18 protein-coding genes, 1 pseudogene, 1 riboswitch and 1 other annotated feature are annotated in these 17,988 nt (G+C 40.6%); of the genes and pseudogenes, 14 read left to right on the top strand and 5 right to left on the bottom strand.

Annotated features, from left to right (window positions below):
* Positions 1–7: 7 nt before the first annotated feature.
* From araA to ACYVRS_RS10920, 4 genes are all read left to right on the top strand, one after another.
* A complete protein-coding gene (gene araA / locus ACYVRS_RS10935; RefSeq protein WP_313537359.1) occupies positions 8–1,432 on the top strand; it encodes an L-arabinose isomerase in 1,425 nt (474 codons plus the stop codon).
* Positions 1,433–1,748: 316 nt separating this feature from the next.
* Positions 1,749–1,937 (top strand): type II toxin-antitoxin system HicA family toxin, encoded by a 189-nt coding sequence (locus tag ACYVRS_RS10930; RefSeq protein ID WP_313537361.1) that lies wholly within the window; start codon positions 1,749–1,751, stop codon positions 1,935–1,937.
* Between the two features lie 34 nt (positions 1,938–1,971).
* On the top strand, positions 1,972–2,358 hold the full coding sequence (locus ACYVRS_RS10925; RefSeq protein WP_313537364.1) for a type II toxin-antitoxin system HicB family antitoxin: 387 nt from the start codon (positions 1,972–1,974) through the stop codon (positions 2,356–2,358).
* 18 nt (positions 2,359–2,376) lie between these two features.
* On the top strand, positions 2,377–3,159 hold the full coding sequence (locus ACYVRS_RS10920) for a Fic family protein (RefSeq protein WP_313537367.1): 783 nt from the start codon (positions 2,377–2,379) through the stop codon (positions 3,157–3,159).
* A 77-nt stretch (positions 3,160–3,236) separates the two neighbouring features.
* Here ACYVRS_RS10920 and ACYVRS_RS10915 read toward each other — a convergent pair.
* A pseudogene (locus ACYVRS_RS10915) lies at positions 3,237–3,742 on the bottom strand (transposase); the annotation flags it as partial.
* Between the two features lie 274 nt (positions 3,743–4,016).
* Between ACYVRS_RS10915 and ACYVRS_RS10910 the strand changes: the two are divergent.
* Positions 4,017–6,392, top strand: coding sequence for a phosphoketolase family protein (locus ACYVRS_RS10910; RefSeq protein ID WP_461203364.1), 2,376 nt, complete (start codon positions 4,017–4,019; stop codon positions 6,390–6,392).
* A 74-nt stretch (positions 6,393–6,466) separates the two neighbouring features.
* On the opposite strand, the gene ACYVRS_RS10905 is transcribed toward ACYVRS_RS10910, so the two are convergent.
* The 3 genes from ACYVRS_RS10905 to ACYVRS_RS10895 all read right to left on the bottom strand — a co-directional run bounded on the left by ACYVRS_RS10905 (position 6,467) and on the right by ACYVRS_RS10895 (position 8,381).
* Positions 6,467–7,039 (bottom strand): ATPase, encoded by a 573-nt coding sequence (locus ACYVRS_RS10905; RefSeq protein ID WP_313537372.1) that lies wholly within the window; start codon positions 7,037–7,039, stop codon positions 6,467–6,469.
* 2 nt (positions 7,040–7,041) lie between these two features.
* Complete coding sequence (locus ACYVRS_RS10900) at positions 7,042–7,227, bottom strand: hypothetical protein (protein ID WP_313537375.1); 186 nt, start codon at positions 7,225–7,227, stop codon at positions 7,042–7,044.
* A gap of 230 nt (positions 7,228–7,457) precedes the next feature.
* Complete coding sequence (locus ACYVRS_RS10895) at positions 7,458–8,381, bottom strand: LysR family transcriptional regulator (protein ID WP_313537378.1); 924 nt, start codon at positions 8,379–8,381, stop codon at positions 7,458–7,460.
* Positions 8,382–8,493: 112 nt separating this feature from the next.
* Here ACYVRS_RS10895 and ACYVRS_RS10890 point away from each other — a divergent pair, with 112 nt between their 5' ends.
* The 4 genes from ACYVRS_RS10890 (at position 8,494) to ACYVRS_RS10875 (ending at position 12,284) form a co-directional block, all read left to right on the top strand.
* On the top strand, positions 8,494–9,648 hold the full coding sequence (locus ACYVRS_RS10890; RefSeq protein ID WP_313537381.1) for a cobalamin-independent methionine synthase II family protein: 1,155 nt from the start codon (positions 8,494–8,496) through the stop codon (positions 9,646–9,648).
* Positions 9,649–9,752: 104 nt separating this feature from the next.
* Positions 9,753–9,989 (top strand) — a binding site (T-box leader).
* Between the two features lie 191 nt (positions 9,990–10,180).
* Positions 10,181–10,825: an amino acid ABC transporter permease gene (locus ACYVRS_RS10885; RefSeq protein WP_054115843.1), complete on the top strand. Its 645-nt coding sequence runs from the start codon at positions 10,181–10,183 to the stop codon at positions 10,823–10,825.
* A 10-nt stretch (positions 10,826–10,835) separates the two neighbouring features.
* The gene (locus tag ACYVRS_RS10880; protein WP_313537384.1) at positions 10,836–11,468 is read left to right on the top strand and encodes an amino acid ABC transporter ATP-binding protein; all 633 of its coding nucleotides are present in this window, start codon (positions 10,836–10,838) and stop codon (positions 11,466–11,468) included.
* Positions 11,469–11,480: 12 nt separating this feature from the next.
* Positions 11,481–12,284: an amino acid ABC transporter substrate-binding protein gene (locus ACYVRS_RS10875; protein ID WP_461203363.1), complete on the top strand. Its 804-nt coding sequence runs from the start codon at positions 11,481–11,483 to the stop codon at positions 12,282–12,284.
* Between the two features lie 196 nt (positions 12,285–12,480).
* Here ACYVRS_RS10875 and ACYVRS_RS10870 read toward each other — a convergent pair whose 3' ends face one another.
* The gene (locus ACYVRS_RS10870) at positions 12,481–12,867 is read right to left on the bottom strand and encodes a helix-turn-helix domain-containing protein (RefSeq protein WP_313510599.1); all 387 of its coding nucleotides are present in this window, start codon (positions 12,865–12,867) and stop codon (positions 12,481–12,483) included.
* Between the two features lie 189 nt (positions 12,868–13,056).
* Here ACYVRS_RS10870 and ACYVRS_RS10865 point away from each other — a divergent pair, with 189 nt between their 5' ends.
* From ACYVRS_RS10865 to thiT, 5 genes are all read left to right on the top strand, one after another.
* Entirely contained in the window at positions 13,057–14,574 is a 1,518-nt protein-coding gene (locus ACYVRS_RS10865) for a sugar ABC transporter ATP-binding protein (RefSeq protein ID WP_313537391.1), read from the top strand.
* 19 nt (positions 14,575–14,593) lie between these two features.
* Positions 14,594–15,598, top strand: a complete 1,005-nt coding sequence (locus ACYVRS_RS10860) for an ABC transporter permease (RefSeq protein ID WP_313537393.1) — start codon at positions 14,594–14,596, stop codon at positions 15,596–15,598.
* A gap of 11 nt (positions 15,599–15,609) precedes the next feature.
* Entirely contained in the window at positions 15,610–16,611 is a 1,002-nt protein-coding gene (locus ACYVRS_RS10855; RefSeq protein WP_461203362.1) for an ABC transporter substrate-binding protein, read from the top strand.
* A gap of 22 nt (positions 16,612–16,633) precedes the next feature.
* Complete coding sequence (locus ACYVRS_RS10850) at positions 16,634–17,011, top strand: hypothetical protein (protein WP_313537399.1); 378 nt, start codon at positions 16,634–16,636, stop codon at positions 17,009–17,011.
* A 109-nt stretch (positions 17,012–17,120) separates the two neighbouring features.
* Positions 17,121–17,220, top strand: a riboswitch (TPP riboswitch).
* 54 nt (positions 17,221–17,274) lie between these two features.
* Positions 17,275–17,835 (top strand): energy-coupled thiamine transporter ThiT, encoded by a 561-nt coding sequence (gene thiT, locus ACYVRS_RS10845; protein ID WP_312498729.1) that lies wholly within the window; start codon positions 17,275–17,277, stop codon positions 17,833–17,835.
* Positions 17,836–17,988 lie beyond the last annotated feature (153 nt).

Genomic DNA, 17,988 nt, shown 5'->3' with positions numbered 1-17,988 from the left:
ACTCACAATGTTAGAAATCGGAAAAAAAGAATTTTGGTTTGTCGTAGGCTCGCAGCATTTATATGGAGAAGAAGCGTTAAATGAGGTCAAAGCCCACGCCGATGAAATGGTTCAACACTTAAATGATAGCGGTACCTTACCGTATCCAGTCGTATTGCAAGAACTGGCCGTAACACCAGATACCATCACGAAGATCATGAAAGAAGTCAACTATCGGGACGAAGTTGCGGGAGTGATCACTTGGATGCATACTTTTTCGCCTGCGAAAATGTGGATTCGCGGGACCAAATTATTGCAAAAACCCTTGCTCCATTTAGCAACACAGTACAATGAAAGTATTCCATGGGCAACCATCGACATGGACTTTATGAACTTGAATCAAGCAGCCCATGGTGACCGAGAATATGGCTTCATCAACGCTCGATTGAATAAGCAAAATAAGATCGTTGTTGGCTATTGGAAAAATGAGAAAATCCAAAAAGAAATCGCTGCTTGGATGGATACTGCGGTTGCCTATAACGAAAGTTTCCAAATCAAAGTCGCACGTTTCGGTGACAATATGCGTAATGTTGGTGTGACAGAAGGAGACAAAGTAGAAGCACAAATCCAATTTGGTTGGACTGTCGATTATTTTGGCATAGGAGATTTGGTCCAATATATTGATGCAGTAACAGAGAAAGAAGTCGCTGCACTATTCACGGAGTATCGTGACTTATATGACTTCGACTATGGTGAATATGACCATCAAAAATGGGAAGACCATGTCAAAGTCCAAGCCAAACAAGAAATCGGCTTACGGCGGTTTTTAGAAGCTGGGGGCTATACAGCGTTCACAACCAACTTTGAAGACCTTTATGGCATGCAGCAGTTGCCAGGATTAGCTGTCCAACGGTTGATGGCAGAAGGCTATGGCTTCGCAGGAGAAGGTGACTGGAAAACGGCCGCGATTGATCGCTTAATGAAAATCATGGCCCATAATCAAGCAACTGGATTTATGGAAGATTATACGTATGAATTAGCAGAAGGCAAAGAAGCAATCCTGCAATCCCATATGATGGAAGTCGACCCAGTTTTGGCTGCTAATAAGCCTAAAATCGTTGTTTCCCCGTTATCGATGGGTGATCGTGAAGACCCAGCTCGATTGGTCTTCGATGGCCAAGGCGGTGCAGGGGTGGTGGTATCGATGGCTGACTTTGGTACCCATTATAAATTATTGATCAATGAAGTCGATGCCTTCGAACCCACAGAAGAGGCACCAAAATTACCGGTAGCCCGGATCATGTGGACACCGCGTCCAAACTTCCATGAAGGCGTCAAACAATGGATCGAAACAGGTGGTGGACATCATACTGTCGTATCTCTTGCTTTGACAGCTGACCAAATCGAAACATGGGCGAAACTTGTAGGGTTGGAATATGTGACGATTAAATAAATAGGAAAACAGCAGTTGTTATTTTGGCATCAATGCCGTCATTGATCTATGTATATGCTAAAATATAGTTGTAAATGAACACTATCTATAACAAAACGGGCGTGTGACAAAAGTCTTGTCACACACCCGTTTTGTTTGCTCAGCATGGGCAAACTCTAATGGGTTCAAGTCCCAAGTGTGTCCTAGTAACGGAAAACACACATAGCCGATAACAAAGCATTGTATGCGGAGAAAAAGGATCTTAAAAAATAGATAGGAAAATATTTGAAGTACGCCCAGTACGTGCTATAATAATATTGTCAGGAGGTAACTTGAAATGCCCATGACAATTAGAGAAGCAGAGAAGTTACTCAAGGATGCTGGCATTGTAGAAGTGCAGGGTGGAAAGGGGTCGCACAGAAAATTTACAAAGAAAAATTTTCCTAGACCAGTTATTCTTACCAGTTATTCAAAAGAGTTATCTAAAAGAGTAGAGGATACTGTTCGAAAAGCAGTGAGCCTGTAAGCCCACTGTGTCTATAAGAAAGAGAGGGATATGAATGAAAAAAGTTTATCCAGCTATATTTGAAAAAGATCCTGTTGGATACGGAATTTATTTTCCTGATATTGAAGGGGCGGTGACGCAATCGGAAGATATTGGTCAAGGTTTAGAGCTTGCTGCGGATGCGTTAGGGATCATGCTTGGAGACTTAGTTGAAAAAAATTTGCCTTTGCCTGCACCTACAGATATCAATTCTCTTTCTGTAAACACTGAAACAGAATTTGCGACATTGGTATCTGTCGATTTAAATGACTATTTAAAGGATGTCCAACTTGATAAAAAAACAATTAAAATTCCACATTGGATGAACGTGCGTGCAATGAATGAAGGAATTAATTTTTCCAAAACGATGGCTGAAGCCTTGGCTCAAAAACTAAATATTTGACGATGAAGGGGGCAATTTATGAACACGACGGCACTCGCAAAATTTATTCAGTCATTGGGTAGTTTGAATAACTACGGAAGCTCTGTTTACCAAACGAAAAAAGCTTTGGACATGAAATCCACGAAACCGCTCCGGCAAAATAGAGATGATATAGCTATTTTTGTGGATAGTCTAAAAGGAATCAATGCGATAAAAGAAAAAGGGTTTTCTGTAGATGGTATTATCGATGTAAACAAGCAATTTGATTCTCCATCTGAAGAACAGCCCAAATTACCAGGTCATTTGAGAAATTCATATTACAACGAAGATGATCGAATAGCCAATGTTCTTGATCAAGCGAGTCAAGAACATTATTTTCCTAAAGAGATCATTACCAGAGATGATTTACAAGAAATCGTGGATCAATTTGAACAATCAGAACGGACAGAAAAAGATGCCTGGTGGGTTTTCGCTCGACTTGCTAAATTACAGGCTTTTCAGGATGGAAACAAGCGCACAGCGTTGATTTCAGCCAATGCTGCATACGGTACTTTGGATAGCGAAAACTACCTAATGGTTCCATTTCACGATATAAAACGCTTAGAGTTTACCTATAATCTGATGGCATTCTATCGGGCAAATGATCATTTAGAGGAAGAGAATGCATTTGAGGGATTGTATCGCACTTTACCCTCGAAAAAAGATCGTGAATTGTATTTACGTCAACCGATTGAAGAGCGAAACGATGGCAAAGAGCTTTCTACTTATCGAATCAAATCTGAACTTCGATCAACGGAAAAAGACCACGGCCCAGAGCTATAAATAAAAATTCTAGCTTAACATGTAACAAAAATAATGATGAAAAAGAAGCATTGCCTACTCATTTTGGGGTCGCTTCATCGCCAATTTACTTTCAGTTTCTGTGCTTCATTTTTGAACCCTTTTATTTGTAAAGATTTCATTGTTCTTACACGAAAGTCTTGAAATGCTTGATTTATATGTTTAACGATATGAAATCGATCAATAACGAGATTGGCATTTGGAAATACCGTTTTGGTTAATTGAAAATAAGCTGCGTTCATATCAGTGACTAAATATTTTACTTGATCATTGTTAGAGCAACTCTGAAAATAGGTAGTTAGTCGCGATAGCTTACGTGTTGGCAAAATATCAATCAACTGCCCACTTTACGTATGGTAGTTTTCTTCTTCCCATTTCTTACAATTATCGTTTTACCATCACTGTCTTTCACTGTGGATCCACATGATTTACAAGCTTGCGGGCAAGGAGATAGTGTTGCGTTGATCACTAAGCGCTACTTTTTATTCACTGTCGCGTAAGAGACAGCTGCAATCTCCAAATTTTTATCTGTAATTCTCAACAATTTTTTGATAGAATCATTCATATAGCATATCGTCCTCTCAGTTGTTTATTTTGTCGTGATTTAATCATACTAGAGAACGATATGTTTTTTAATACCTAAAATGAAAATTGGACTGAAGAATCAATTCTGATTCATCAGTCCAATAAATTATAGAGCCACTTTTACACTGACAGGATTTTCTTGTCAGTTTTTTGTCGTGCGAACAATGGCCATCGCAATCAGCAAAATTGACTTTTATTTTCCCCGCGCATAGACTTTTATATATCAAGTACAGGTAGGATGAAGGAGGAGCAACATGACGAATCAATATGAAACAAAAGAGTATTTTTCTAAAATGAATGCGTGGTGGCGTGCGGCGAATTATCTGTCTGTGGGTCAAATTTATCTGAAAGACAATCCATTATTACGTAGACCAATCGAAGAAAAGGACTTAAAAGTCCATCCAATCGGTCACTGGGGCACGATTGCTGGTCAAAACTTCATTTACACGCATTTGAACCGGGTCATCAACAAATATGATTTGAATATGTTTTATATCGAAGGTCCTGGGCATGGTGGACAAGTAATGGTGTCCAATGCCTATCTTGATGGCAGCTATACGGAAATTTATCCGCAGGCGACCCAAGATGAAGCAGGGATGCAGCATTTATTCAAGATCTTTTCTTTTCCTGGCGGGATTGCTTCCCATGCAGCACCAGAAACACCTGGCTCGATCCATGAAGGTGGCGAATTAGGATACTCGATTTCTCATGGCGTTGGTGCGATATTAGACAATCCAGAAGTAATCGCTGCAGTCGTGGTCGGTGATGGAGAAGCTGAAACCGGTCCGTTAGCGGGCAGCTGGTTCTCAAACACCTTTATCAACCCAGTCAATGATGGCGCCGTGTTGCCGATCTTACATTTGAATGGGGCGAAAATCTCTAATCCAACGATCTTAGCCCGCAAGAGCGATGCAGAGTTAACACAATATTTTGAAGGTATGGGTTGGACGCCCTACTTTGTGGAAGGCGATGATCCTGAGATCATTCATCCGCAAATGGCACAACAAATGGACAAAGCCATCGAGTCCATCAAAGACATTCAACGAAAAGCACGACAACACCCTGCTGATCAAGCTGAAATGCCGAAGTGGCCGGTATTGATCCTGCGGACGCCTAAAGGGTGGACCGGACCGAAAGTGTGGGATGGCGAGCCTATCGAAGGCGGTTTCCGCGCCCATCAAGTGCCGATCCCTGTAGATGCGCACCATATGGCACATGTCGATGCCTTAACTGATTGGCTGCAATCTTATGGGCCGGATGACCTGTTTGACGCACATGGCAGGCTCAAAGCAGAGATCCAGGCGTTGGCGCCTCAAGACACCCAGCGCATGGCACTTCATCCAATCACCAATGGCGGCATTGATCCGCAGCCGTTACACTTGCCAAAGTGGCAAGCACACGCGATTGACGTAGATATACCAGGGGCAGTCACCGCACAAGATATGATGGTTTTTGGGAAATTTGCCAGAGATATCATCACTGAAAATCCAACTAATTTCCGTATTTTCGGCCCAGATGAAGCCAAATCTAATCGGTTGAATCATGTATTTGATGTGACGAATCGCCAATGGTTAGAAGCCAAACATCCTGATTACGATGAATGGCTGTCTTCTGTGGGACGGGTCATTGATTCTCAATTGTCTGAACATCAAGCTGAAGGCTTCCTTGAGGGCTATGTACTGACTGGCAGACACGGGTTCTTTGCGAGTTACGAATCGTTCTTGCGGGTGGTGGACTCGATGATCACCCAGCATTTCAAATGGTTGCGCAAAGCCAATGATTTGGCCTGGCGCAAGCCATATCCGTCTTTAAATTTGATTGCTTCATCAACAGTATTCCAGCAAGACCACAATGGCTACACCCATCAAGATCCAGGCATCATGACCCATATCGCTGAGAAGAAAGCGGCCTTTGTCCGTGTGTACTTGCCAGCTGATGCCAATAGTTTGATGGCAGTCATGGACAAAACATTGCAATCGCAAAACCAAATCAATTTGGTGGTGTCGTCCAAACATCCGCGTCCGCAATTTTATTCAGCGGAAGAAGCGGAAGTTTTGGCCAACGATGGGTTGAAAATCATTGATTGGGCTTCAACCGATCGCGGTCAAGAACCAGATATCGTGATCGCGGCGGCAGGAACAGAGCCTAATTTAGAAGCATTGGCTGCTGTATCCATACTGATCAAGGCATTTCCAGATTTGAAAATCCGGTTTATCAATGTGGTCGATCTACTGAAATTGCGTCGTCCTGAAGTGGATGAACGCGGGTTGAGTGATGCCGTATTTGAGGCATACTTTACAAAGGACAAACCGATTCTATTCGCTTTCCATGGGTATGAAGGATTGATCAGAGATATTTTCTTTGGTCGGCAAAATCAGCAGATCCATATCCATGGCTATCGTGAAAATGGAGACATCACGACGCCTTTTGACATGCGGATCTTGTCTGAATTGGATCGATTCCATTTAGCCAAAGATGCGGCGGAATGGGTCTATGGCGCAGACGCTGCTGATTTTGCACAAAAAATGGATGATACTGTGCAGGATCATCATGACTTTATTCGAGAAAACGGATATGATATTGCGGAAGTGGAAGAATGGACATGGCAACCATTGCCAGAGTCTAATTAATGAAAATGAGCACGGCCTTTCCAGAGAAGGAAAGGCCGTGCTCTATTTGTAATCATTCATCTTTTGAAATTTAGTCATCTGAAACAATGAGGTATCCAAGGTATTAGTTCAGTATTATTAAATAACACTTTATCGTTGTGCTGCTCAAAAATAGGAATAAAATTGGTTGTGTTGTCATATATCATGATGTTATCACAAAGCGGTGCAATCAGCGCTAAGTTTTTCAAAGACTGAAAATATCTTTTACGTATGCGTTCTTTTGGTATACCATGACCGCCTTTTTCCACCCTTTGTTGTACGCGTTTTATAGCTAAGTCAGCACTATCTAATCCAACATAAAGTAAATTCACCTGAAAGCCGCTATTCCTGGCTTTTTCTATCCATTTAATTTGACCCTGTCCAGACAGTGTTGTTTCTTGGTGAAATGACTTCTTCGCATCAATCGCTTGATTCATCTGCTGAATAACTTCACGCATCGCTTTCATATTATCCGCGTTTTTTTGCCAATCACCCTGATTTTTGTTCAAAATTTCATCGGCATTTATTCTTTGAGTATGTTCAAAAATTTCCGGTATAGTTTGATACAGCGTAGATTTTCCAGCACCATTTACTCCAGCAACAATGATGTATTGTAATTTTGTATTCATATTTAAATCACAAAATCCTTTTGATTAATCACTATTTTTTGCTTTTGTTGCAGTTGAAAGGTAAATAGCTCTTTGTAAAATTCGAGTTCTTCTGGTGTTTCAGCTTGTTCATAAGCTTTTTTTAAATCTAGTAAATCCATTTTCGAAACTGATATATAGATGTTCTTCAGTTCTTCTTGAATTGTCATTTTCAATCACTCCTCATATAAAGTTCAAGCGTTACAATACTTTCAATCGATGATGTTTATTGCTAATAGATAGGACCGTTAACAATGCTTAAACCTTTCGGCATCCATTTACTTATAAGTGAATATAAACATTATAGCATCACCAATTCTCATCAGCCAAATAGAAAAAACAAAAGATCAGATTGAGAGTGAATCTGGTATGTCTAAAATTTTTCTCGAAAACTTTTTACTCAATCAAAAATCTCGAAGCCATAGTTCTGGATATGCTGTTTAAGTAAAGTTAAATATTCTTGTGCCATCTCGCTAAGTTCCATTTTCTTATGTGTCAAATACCCTAGTGTCATCGAATCCTCGACAGCTAGTGGAATCGCCACGATTTTCTCATCGTTGAGTTCGCTGCTGATGATACCTGAACTGATGGTGTAACCGTTCAAGCCGACCATCAAATTGAAAATCGTTGCTCTATCACTGATACGGATATGTTTTTTGCGTTGCAAAGTACTTAGGATTTCTTCTGAAAAATAAAAGGAGTTGGTTTCTCCTTGCTCATAGGACAAATAGGTATAGTTTTCTAAGTCCTCCAAAGTGATACGGTCCTTTTGTGTCAGTGGGTTGTTCCGTCCGATAAAGACGTGGGGTTTTGCCTCAAATAAAGGAATGAATTGCAGATCTTTTTCACTGATCAAGCGCTGCAGGACGGTTTTATTGAAATCGTTCAGATAGATAACGCCTAATTCACTTCTGAAGGTTTGAATATCGTCCAAGACATTCTGAGTTTGGGTTTCTCTTAGGGTAAATTGAAATTCATCTTCACCAATCCGCTTGACCAATTCCACAAAGGCATGGACCACAAAGGCATAGTGTTGAGCGGATACACTAAATACGTGTTTCCTAGCAGTATCTTTACGGAAGCGCTCGTCCAATAGATTGACTTGATCTAAGATATTGCGGGCATAGTTGATAAACGCTCGACCCTCATCAGTCAGTGTGACGCCTAATTTGCTGCGATAAAAGAGCTGCAGATCATATTCTTTTTCTAATTCTTTCATGGCTTGCGATAAAGAGGGTTGACTGATGAACAATTGTTTGGCTGCTTCGTTGAAAGAGCCCGTTTCAACGATTTTTTCTAAATATTCTAGTTGTTGAATTCGCATATGACGCTCCTTTGGTTATAGGTATTACCTATAGAATATATAAGTTTATAAGTATTATCTATAGTATAGGATGTTTGCTAGAATAAGTCTAACAATTTTGAATTGGAGGAAAATGAATATGGCAACTGACAAATTTCAACTTGTAGGCTCTTTATTACGTCCACAAGATTTATTAGACTACAAAAACAAAATCGAACACCGTGATGACATTCACTATCCATTCTATGACGCTTTCCCTGGTTATCAAGAAACAGAAAGCAAAGCAATCGAAAACATTATTGCAGCGCAAAAAGCACATGGACTTACTGTGATCACAGATGGCGAACATGGTCGCTCTATGTGGCATCTCGATTTCCTATGGGGGCTAGATGGCGTAGAACGGTATATTGCTGACCGGGGATATGCTTTTGAAGATTTAGATGGTGGTGATTTTGAGACCCGTAAAGATATTGGCATTCGGATCACGAAACCTTTGTCAGGCAAAAACCATCATTATTTGACTTTGTTCAAAGAAACCAAAGCCCAAGCTGGAGCGGATACAGTCAAAATCACCGTTTGGGGTGCCGCGCATGCTTTTACTGAGTTGACATTCTTCAATGATCTAGTTGGTGAAGGTCAAGTATATGCAACCAAAGAAGACTTGCGTACAGGATTGATAAACGCGTATAAAGAATTCTTGCAAGAATACAAAGAAGCCGGTGGCGAAATCGTTCAATTCGATGACTGTTTATGGGAATTATTTGCGGATGATAATGACAAGAGCTTCTTTGCAGAAGGCAATGCGGGATTAGAAGCTTTGGCGGATGAGTTTGTGGCGATCAATAATGAAGTTGCCGATTTTGCCCATGATTTAGGCTTAAAAGTGTGGACCCATAACTGTCGCGGCAATTATCAAAGTCGTTCAGCGGCAAGCGGCACCTATAAAGCCATCGCGGAGAAATTTTTGAAAGATCAACACTATGATCGTTTCTTCTTAGAATGGGATGATGATCGCGCCGGAGATATTTCCGCATTAGAAGCCTTAAAAGATCGGCCGAATGTCGAAGTTGTTCTGGGCTTGCTGTCTAGTAAAACATCAACATTAGACGACGAAGAAAGAGTTGTGGCATTGTTAGATAAAGCCAGCGAAATCTTGCCAAAAGACCGTTTGTACCTATCCCATCAATGCGGATTTGCTTCTTGTGACTGTGGAAATGAATTGTCAGTGGATCAGCAATGGGCCAAAATTGAACAAGGTCAAAAGTTGGCAGCAGCGTATTTTGGTTAATCAGATTTATTGAAAATTGTATAAACATCCATCTTTTTTAAAATTTTCAGAAAAAATGTTTGACAATTTCCTTAAGAGCGAGTAAAGTAAGACTCAACTTAATGAAACAGACATCGAAAAGAAGAGTAGCAAGACTTGTTGTTCAAAGAGAATCTCTGGTTGGTGCAAAGAGATAGCACAGGGTTGTGAAACACATCTTGGAGTCGTTTTTCCGAAGAAGAAGTAGGAAAGACCGGGTATGCCCGTTAGCGCTGCAGTCATTGATTGATGACTTTCTAAGATCAGTTTTGCCGTGAGGCACTGATAAACAAAGGTGGAACCGCGTTGATAACGTCCTTTAGCTGTAATGGCTAGAGGACGTTTTTTTATTTTCCGACCGGATGCCTTTTTACTATTGGGAAGCCATAGACTGCTTGAGGTTTTTTCTGAGAGGAAAAAACAAATTGAGGTGGAACCACGTGTAGCGCGTCCTCTGGCATAAGCCGGAGTACGCGTTTTTTATTTATTTATTTGACCAAGGAGGAATAATTGTATGTTTGATTATTTAATCAATGTAATGCCCCAATTGCTTTCAGGTGCTGGCATTACCATCAAGTTGTTTGCACTGACTTTACTCGGATCGATTCCATTAGGTATTTTATTGGCCTTTGTATTGGCTAGTCGATTGAAAGTGTTGAAATTCATTGTACAAGTCTATGTTTGGCTGATGCGGGGCACCCCCCTGTTGCTGCAACTGATTTTTGTTTTTTATGGACTACCGATCCTGAACATTGTCTTCGATCGGTTTGACGCTGCGTTGATCGCTTTCGTTATCAATTATGCGGCTTACTTCGCAGAAATATTCCGTGGCGGCATCCAGTCGATCCCGGCAGGTCAATATGAAGCAGCGAAAGTCTTGCGGTTGAATCCGATCCAAACGATCCGGAAAATCATTATTCCGCAAGTCGTCAAAATTACGTTGCCTTCTGTCGGGAATGAAGTGATCAATTTGGTCAAAGACACATCTTTGGTGTATATCTTAGGCTTGTCAGATGTGATGCGGATCGGAAAAATCGCAATGGAGCGAGACAGTACATTATTGCCACTGTTAGGCGTCGCATTGATCTACCTATTGCTGACTGGGATATTCACGATATTGTTGAAACAACTTGAAAGTAAGCTTGATTATTATCGCTAGGAGGTACAACATGTTAAAACTGAATCAAATATCAAAATCTTTTGGCAACAAAAAAGTCATTGATGGATTAGACTTAACAATTGAAGATGGCAGCATTTTGGCAGTGGTTGGTCCTTCCGGTGGGGGAAAAACAACACTTCTACGAACGCTTGCTGGTTTAGAAACGGTGGATTCGGGGACCTTTTTGTTAGATGGCAAAGCCTTTGATCCAACGGATACCAAAGAACAAGAACAAGTGGTGGGGGTAGTTTTCCAAGATTTCCAACTGTTCCCGCATTTATCGGTGTTTGACAATATCACTTTGGCGCCAAAGATGGTGTTGAAGCAGGACAGAGCGACTTATACGGCAAAAGCAGAAGCTTTGGCCAAACAGCTAGGATTGGATGACTTATTGAAGCAATATCCATTTCAATTATCAGGTGGTCAACGCCAACGGGTAGCCATTGCCCGAGCGATGGCGATGAATCCAAAAGTTTTGGCATACGATGAGCCGACAAGTGCGCTAGATCCTGGCTTGCGGCAACAAGTAGAGGCGTTGATCTTGGATTTGAAAAAACAAGGTGTAACACAAATCGTGGTGACCCATGATTTGGTTTTTGCCAAAAACATTGGCGATCAATTGTTAGAAGTATCAGGAAAATAAGGGGGAGAAAAAATGAAAAAATATGTATTATCTTTGATAGCAGCTGCCAGCATCTTGGTATTTGCGGCATGCGGAAATAGCAACGAGACGACTGAAAGTGCCGCCGATAAGGATGAAGTCATTGTTGGGCTGGATGATACGTTCGTACCGATGGGCTTCCAAGATGACCAAGGGGAGATTGTTGGATTTGATGTCGATTTAGCCAAAGCTGTATTTGATTTAACAGGAACCAAAGTGACCTTCCAAGCAATTGACTGGTCCATGAAAGAAACAGAATTGGATAATGGCACCATCGACATGATTTGGAACGGCTACACGAAAACAGATGCCCGGGTCAAAAAGGTATTGTTTTCTGATACGTATATGGAAAACAAACAAGTGTTAGTCACTGCGAAAACAAGCAATATCACCTCATTTGATGATATGAAAGACAAAGTTTTAGGTGCCCAAGAAGGGTCTTCCGGCTATGATACATTCAATAATCAACCAGAAGTACTCAAAGACATTGTGGCAGATAATGATGCAACGTTATATGCTAGTTTCAACGAGGCATTCATTGATTTAGAAAATGGCCGGATCGATGGGCTGCTGATCGATCGTGTGTATGCAGAATACTATTTGACCCAAACAGGAAAGACCGACGATTATAATGAAATTGAAAGCCCATTTGAAGCGGAAGATTTCGCTGTGGGTGTCCGTAAAGATGATCAAGGATTAGCGGATAAAATCAACGACGGCTTGAAGACATTGCAAGAAAACGGGACATTCGCTGAAATCTCCGAGAAATGGTTTGGTGAGGATGTAACGCCAAAATAAACATTGCTTAAAACGTGATGTCGACAGTTACAGACAGCAAAAAAGGAAAGCCAAGCTTTCCTTTTTTGCTGTCCTATATCTATATTTGAAAAACCAGTCTGCCGCCTTAAACTTAAGGCCTTCAGGCTGGTTTTTTGTTTAGCACTACATCATGTCTTACTTAGAGGAGACAGTGCGATTTTACAAATATGGGTGGTCAAGCCTCATTCTCAGTAAGGGCTAAGGCAACTTTTAATGCAGGGACCAATAAATTGATTTGAGATTCACTTAACGATTTGCCATGAAAGAGCAAGTCTTCCGGATCTTGTGTCTGAATGTACTGAATCAATTGGGAAATTTTTAATGCTATGTCGGTAGGCGCATCAGTATTTTCGGACATATTTGTACCTTTAATAATGTAATCTGTGGTTACGCCATACACGTCCGCAATCTCAGCAATCATTTCTGCGTGAGGTTCTCTTGATCCGTATTCCCAATTTGCGTAAGTACTCACTGCCGTTAAACCCAATTTTTTTGCAACTTCAGTTTTTGTCCAGTCATTCTTTTCTCTTAGATCAGTCAATCGGCTTGCGATCGTTTTCAATAGGATCACCTCTCATTTTTATTTTACTCGAAGGACATCTTGAAGGAGGGTTTTTACACTTTATGTGTAAAAAATATATTGATTTACTCGTAATGGGTAAGTATAATGATTTGAGAAGATATTCGTCTATTTTATGTGGTATTTTTTTATTATTTGATGAATATGTTCAATAAAACAAGGAGGATAGGAATGAACAAAGAAGAAAACGAGTTGTTTCGAATGGAACATATCACGAAGACGTTTCCTGGCGTAAAGGCGCTAAGTGATGTTTCCTTTTCTGTGAATAAAGGAGAGGTGCATGGATTAGTTGGTGAAAATGGTGCTGGAAAGTCAACTTTGATGAAAGTGATGTCGGGGGTATACCAACCTGATTCAGGAGAAATATTCATTGAAGGCGTCAAAGTCAAAATGACGAATATTAAAAAAGCACAGGAACAAGGCGTGGCGATCATTTTTCAAGAGTTAAATTTATTGCCCCATTTAACAGTGGCAGACAATATTTTTATCGGGCGTCAACCGACAATGAAAGGGTTCATCCATGACAAAAAAATGCATAGTGACACGCAAATCATTTTGGATGAATTGGGTATCAACTTGAATAGCTATGAAATCGTCAGCCGTTTGAGCGTTGCGCAACAACAGATGGTCGAAATTGCAAAAGCGATATCAATGGATTCGAAAATACTTGTTTTAGATGAACCTTCTGCTGCATTAACTGAAAAAGAAATTGAGCAGCTATTTAAAATCATACGAAAGCTGCAAGAAAAAAATGTTGGGATGGTCTATATTTCTCACCGAATGGAAGAATTGGCGCAAATCTGTGCGCGGGTGACTGTTCTTCGAGATGGTGCGTATATAGGAACTGAGCGCTATGCAGATATTACGACCGAAAAATTGGTGAATATGATCGTTGGCAGAGAGTTGCATAACGTCTACCCTAAACATCAACGAAAGATTGGTGATACGGTATTAGAAATCAACCATTTAGAAAATGAGAGCGGTATCAATGTAGCGGGGATTTCAGTCCGTTCTGGAGAAATTGTCGGCATCGCAGGTTTAATGGGTGCTGGACGGACGGAGATTGCCCGGTGTCTTTTTGGTGCAGATAAGGCATTGAAACTAGATGTACGAATGGACGGCAAACCAGTCAAGATCACTAAGGTCAGTGATGCGATCAAATATGGGATAGGCTATGCGACTGAAGACCGGAAATATGATGGACTGGCATTGCAATTAGATGTTCGTTTCAATGTGAATATGGCTAGCTTAAGCAGAATCACACGCAAGGGAATAGTGGACGATCAAGCGGGGGAAGAAACTGCGCGTAAATATAAAGAAAAACTTTCTATACGCACACCAAGTTTAGGACAAACCGTAGCTAATTTGTCAGGAGGAAATCAACAAAAGATTGTTCTGGCAAAGTGGTTATGTAATGACGTTAACGTGTTGATCGTAGATGAACCTACTAGAGGAATCGATGTGGGTGCCAAGTACGAAGTCTATGAATTATTTAATGAATTGAGTGATTTAGGGGTGGCGATCATTATGATCAGTTCCGATTTGCCAGAAGTTTTAGGCATGAGCGACCGCATATTCGTCATTCATGAAGGGACTGTCAACGGTGAATTACCAGCTAAAGATACAACCCAAGAAGAAATCCTGTATCTTGCAGCTGGATACAATAAAAATATGGAAAACATAAGTTAATCAAAGGAGAATCGATTGAATGAAACAAGTGACTACATTGAAAAAAGAAAAAGAGATTTTTGCTCATCGCTTTAGCTTGAGTACGAGAAAAGCCATATTTTCAGGCATTGCATTGGTTATCCTTTTTATCATATTTGCGATTTTAAATCCAAATTTTATGGCGAAAAATAATTTGATCAATATTCTACAACAAGTTGTGACCTATGCCATCGTGGGGTATGGGCTAACCTTTGTTTTAGTGGGTGGAGGGACTGACCTTTCTGCAGGTGCATCTATGGGCTTATCAGGGATTATTGTCACAACGTTATTAATAGCAGGTGTTCCGCTGCCTTTAGCTATTTTGATTGCGCTGATATTTGGCATTTTAATGGGTGTTCTCAATGGATTTTCAATTGAGGTTTTAGGGGTTGTTCCGTTTATTGCTACCTTAGGTACGCAATGGGTTTTTCGAGGGCTAGCCAATGTGCTTGTTGATGGAAAACCAATTTATACCAATACGATCCCCAGCCAAGATGCGCAACAAGTATTCTATCAGATTGGTGGTGGGCGTCTGCCTGGCGGTATTCCGTATAGTGTATTGATTACTTTGATATATGGACTGATGCTAGCGTTCATTTTATCTAAGACAAAAATCGGCAGACAAATATATGCTTGCGGAAGCAATTTAGAGGCTGCAAAACTCTCTGGGATCAATGCTGTAGGTACAAGGATGTTTGCATACTGTGTCAGCGGATTTTCTGCATGTGTTGCAGGCATCATCGTCACATCAAGAATATCTTCTGCGCAACCTATGGCAGGACAAGGCATGGAGCTAGAAGCAATTGCGGCAGCGGTAATTGGCGGTGTATCCAATAGTGGTGGACAAGGTGCCATCGTCAATACGATTATCGGGGCTTTGATATTAGGCGTTCTGCGGAATGGCTTAAACATTATGGGAATCAGTTCATTTTGGCAACAAGTGATCATCGGTTTTATTCTAGTTGGTGTGATCGCACTGGATGTGCGTAGAAATAAAAAAAAGTAGGGGGAATACAAATGAAAAAGTTTATGCATACTTGTATCTTGATTGTCTGCAGTCTGCTTTTCCTAACCGCTTGCGCAAGCACAGAGAATGGAGAGGGAAGCAGCGATGGCAATGAAACAATCTATTTTTTGACTAAAGTCTTAGGCAATCAGTATTGGTCTGTAGTAGAGGAAGGTGCAAATGCAGCAGCCAAAGAATTGGGTGTGGATTTAGTCGTAACTGGTTTAGCCAATGAAGCTGAAGTTGAAAAACAAGTCCAGCAACTACAAGATGCAGTATCAGCTGGCGCGAGTGGGATCGTTGTTGGTCCGACAGATTCGACAGCGATGGCTAACCCGGTATCAGAAGCGTTTCAATCTGGGATTCCAATCGTCATCGTTGATACAATGATCAATACCGATGATTATTCAGTGGCTTTGATGACAGATAATGTAGAAGCCGGTAGAGAAGCGGCTGAAACAATGCTAGAACTTTTGAAACATCGAGGCATCTCGGAAAGTGAAGAAATGAAAGTTGGCGTACAGATTGGTGCATCGGGATCACAAACAATCATTGATCGCTTGTCAGGGTTCAATGAATATTGGGATTTGCACGCACCAGATACGTGGCAAGTATTGAATGAAGATATCAAGGTCAATGATGGCGATATCACAAAAGCGGTTGGTTTTACACAAGATATGCTGACTGCTTATCCAACGCTAAAAGCAGTATTTGGACCGAACAATGGTTCCACAGTTGGTTTTGTCACAGGTTTGATGGAAGCAAATCGGACGGATATCACATTGGTAGGTTTCGATTTCTCAAGTGAAATCGAGGATATGATTCGTACAGAAGCGTATGATGTTGCCACTATTCTACAGAAACAATATCTAATGGGCTATGAAGGTGTCAAACAAGCTGTAGAGCTCGCTCGCGGCATAGAACCTGATCAAAAAGTCGTTGATACGGGGACAATGGTGATTACCAAAGACAATATTGATGACCCAGAAATTGCAGATATTATCAACCCATGAAACCTATGGAGGAAGTGCGTCTATGCATGAATTTCTATTGAAAATGCGCCAACAATCTAAATCCTATAAAGCCAGAGAAAAAGCCTTCAATGAATTTTCCGACTTTATTTTTCCTTATGGGGAATCACAGCAGAGAAAAGTCACGCGTTTACTGATTGAGTTGTTCCCTAAAGAAAGAGAAAAATTTGTTCTGCTTTACTATATATTACTTAAGGATGCTTATATGACATTACAGGATTTTGATCAAGCGTATCAGATCGTCAAGAAGAAAAAAATCATTTCGGAAAATAGGAAGACTAAGTCTGTATCGCAAGTATTGATTGAAATAGACTGTGGAATTGATGGAGATCTCAATTACCCTTCAGCAAATGAATTATGCAATTCTGCTTTAGGAAGATGATCACGCTTATTGGTTTACTTACTTTGTCGACTCAATGAGAGAAAAAGGTTTCTCATTTCTTGTATATATGCTATTCTTGAAACGTGCAAAAAAAACAAAAAAATAGAATCTGATCACAAAGGGGAGCCAAATGGCTGAGAATGAGTTTACTCTAAACCCTTCGTACCTGTTTCGATCATTCGAGCGTAGGAATTGTGACGAGTTGAAGTATGGAATACTTCTCCTTTGTGAATTGTGACGATTCTGGAGGAGGAGTTTTTTATATGAATAGCAACACAAAAATCTGGGTAGAAGGAACGATTATTGCAGCATTGGCGATGATTCTTTCTTTCATACCTACCAATATTGGGAGCAGTTTCTCAGTTTCTCTAGGTCAAATTCCTTTGACTGTATTTGCGATTCGCAGAGGCTGGCGTCCTGGGTTGATGGCCGGTTTGGTGTGGGGATTATTGCATTTTCCATTAGGCCAAGTGTGGTATTTGAGTGTACTTCAAGTGCTGATTGAATATCCTTTTGCTTTTACTTTTGTTGGATTTGCGGGGCTTTATTCTAAAAAGATTCAGGCAGCAATAAAAACAAATGCTGGAAAACGTGTGATTGCATTACTAATAAACGCGTCGTTACTTGGGGCAACTGCTCGTTATTTCTGGCATTTTGTAGCTGGTTGGATATTTTGGGGTGCCTATGCATTATGGAATCTAAATCCATGGCTATTTTCATTAGTTATGAATAGTGCCAGTGGATTAGCGACAGCACTTGTAACTGCAATCGTTCTCGTATTTTTATATCGGACAGTTCCACAAATATTTTCTCCAAAAGCATAATGGAAATATTTCTGCCTATTCAGTATGTACACGGTTGGTGTACCGCTGAATAGGCAGTTTTCTTCAATATTTTGCGGGACTTAAAAAATTCTCACAGGAAAACTTTTGTTCGCCTTCTTTTTTCGTTATAATAGATAAAGATGAAAAGAGGGA

The organism is Enterococcus salsurae, assembly GCF_054784955.1.
This window is presented reverse-complemented; position numbering and strand designations above follow the sequence as displayed.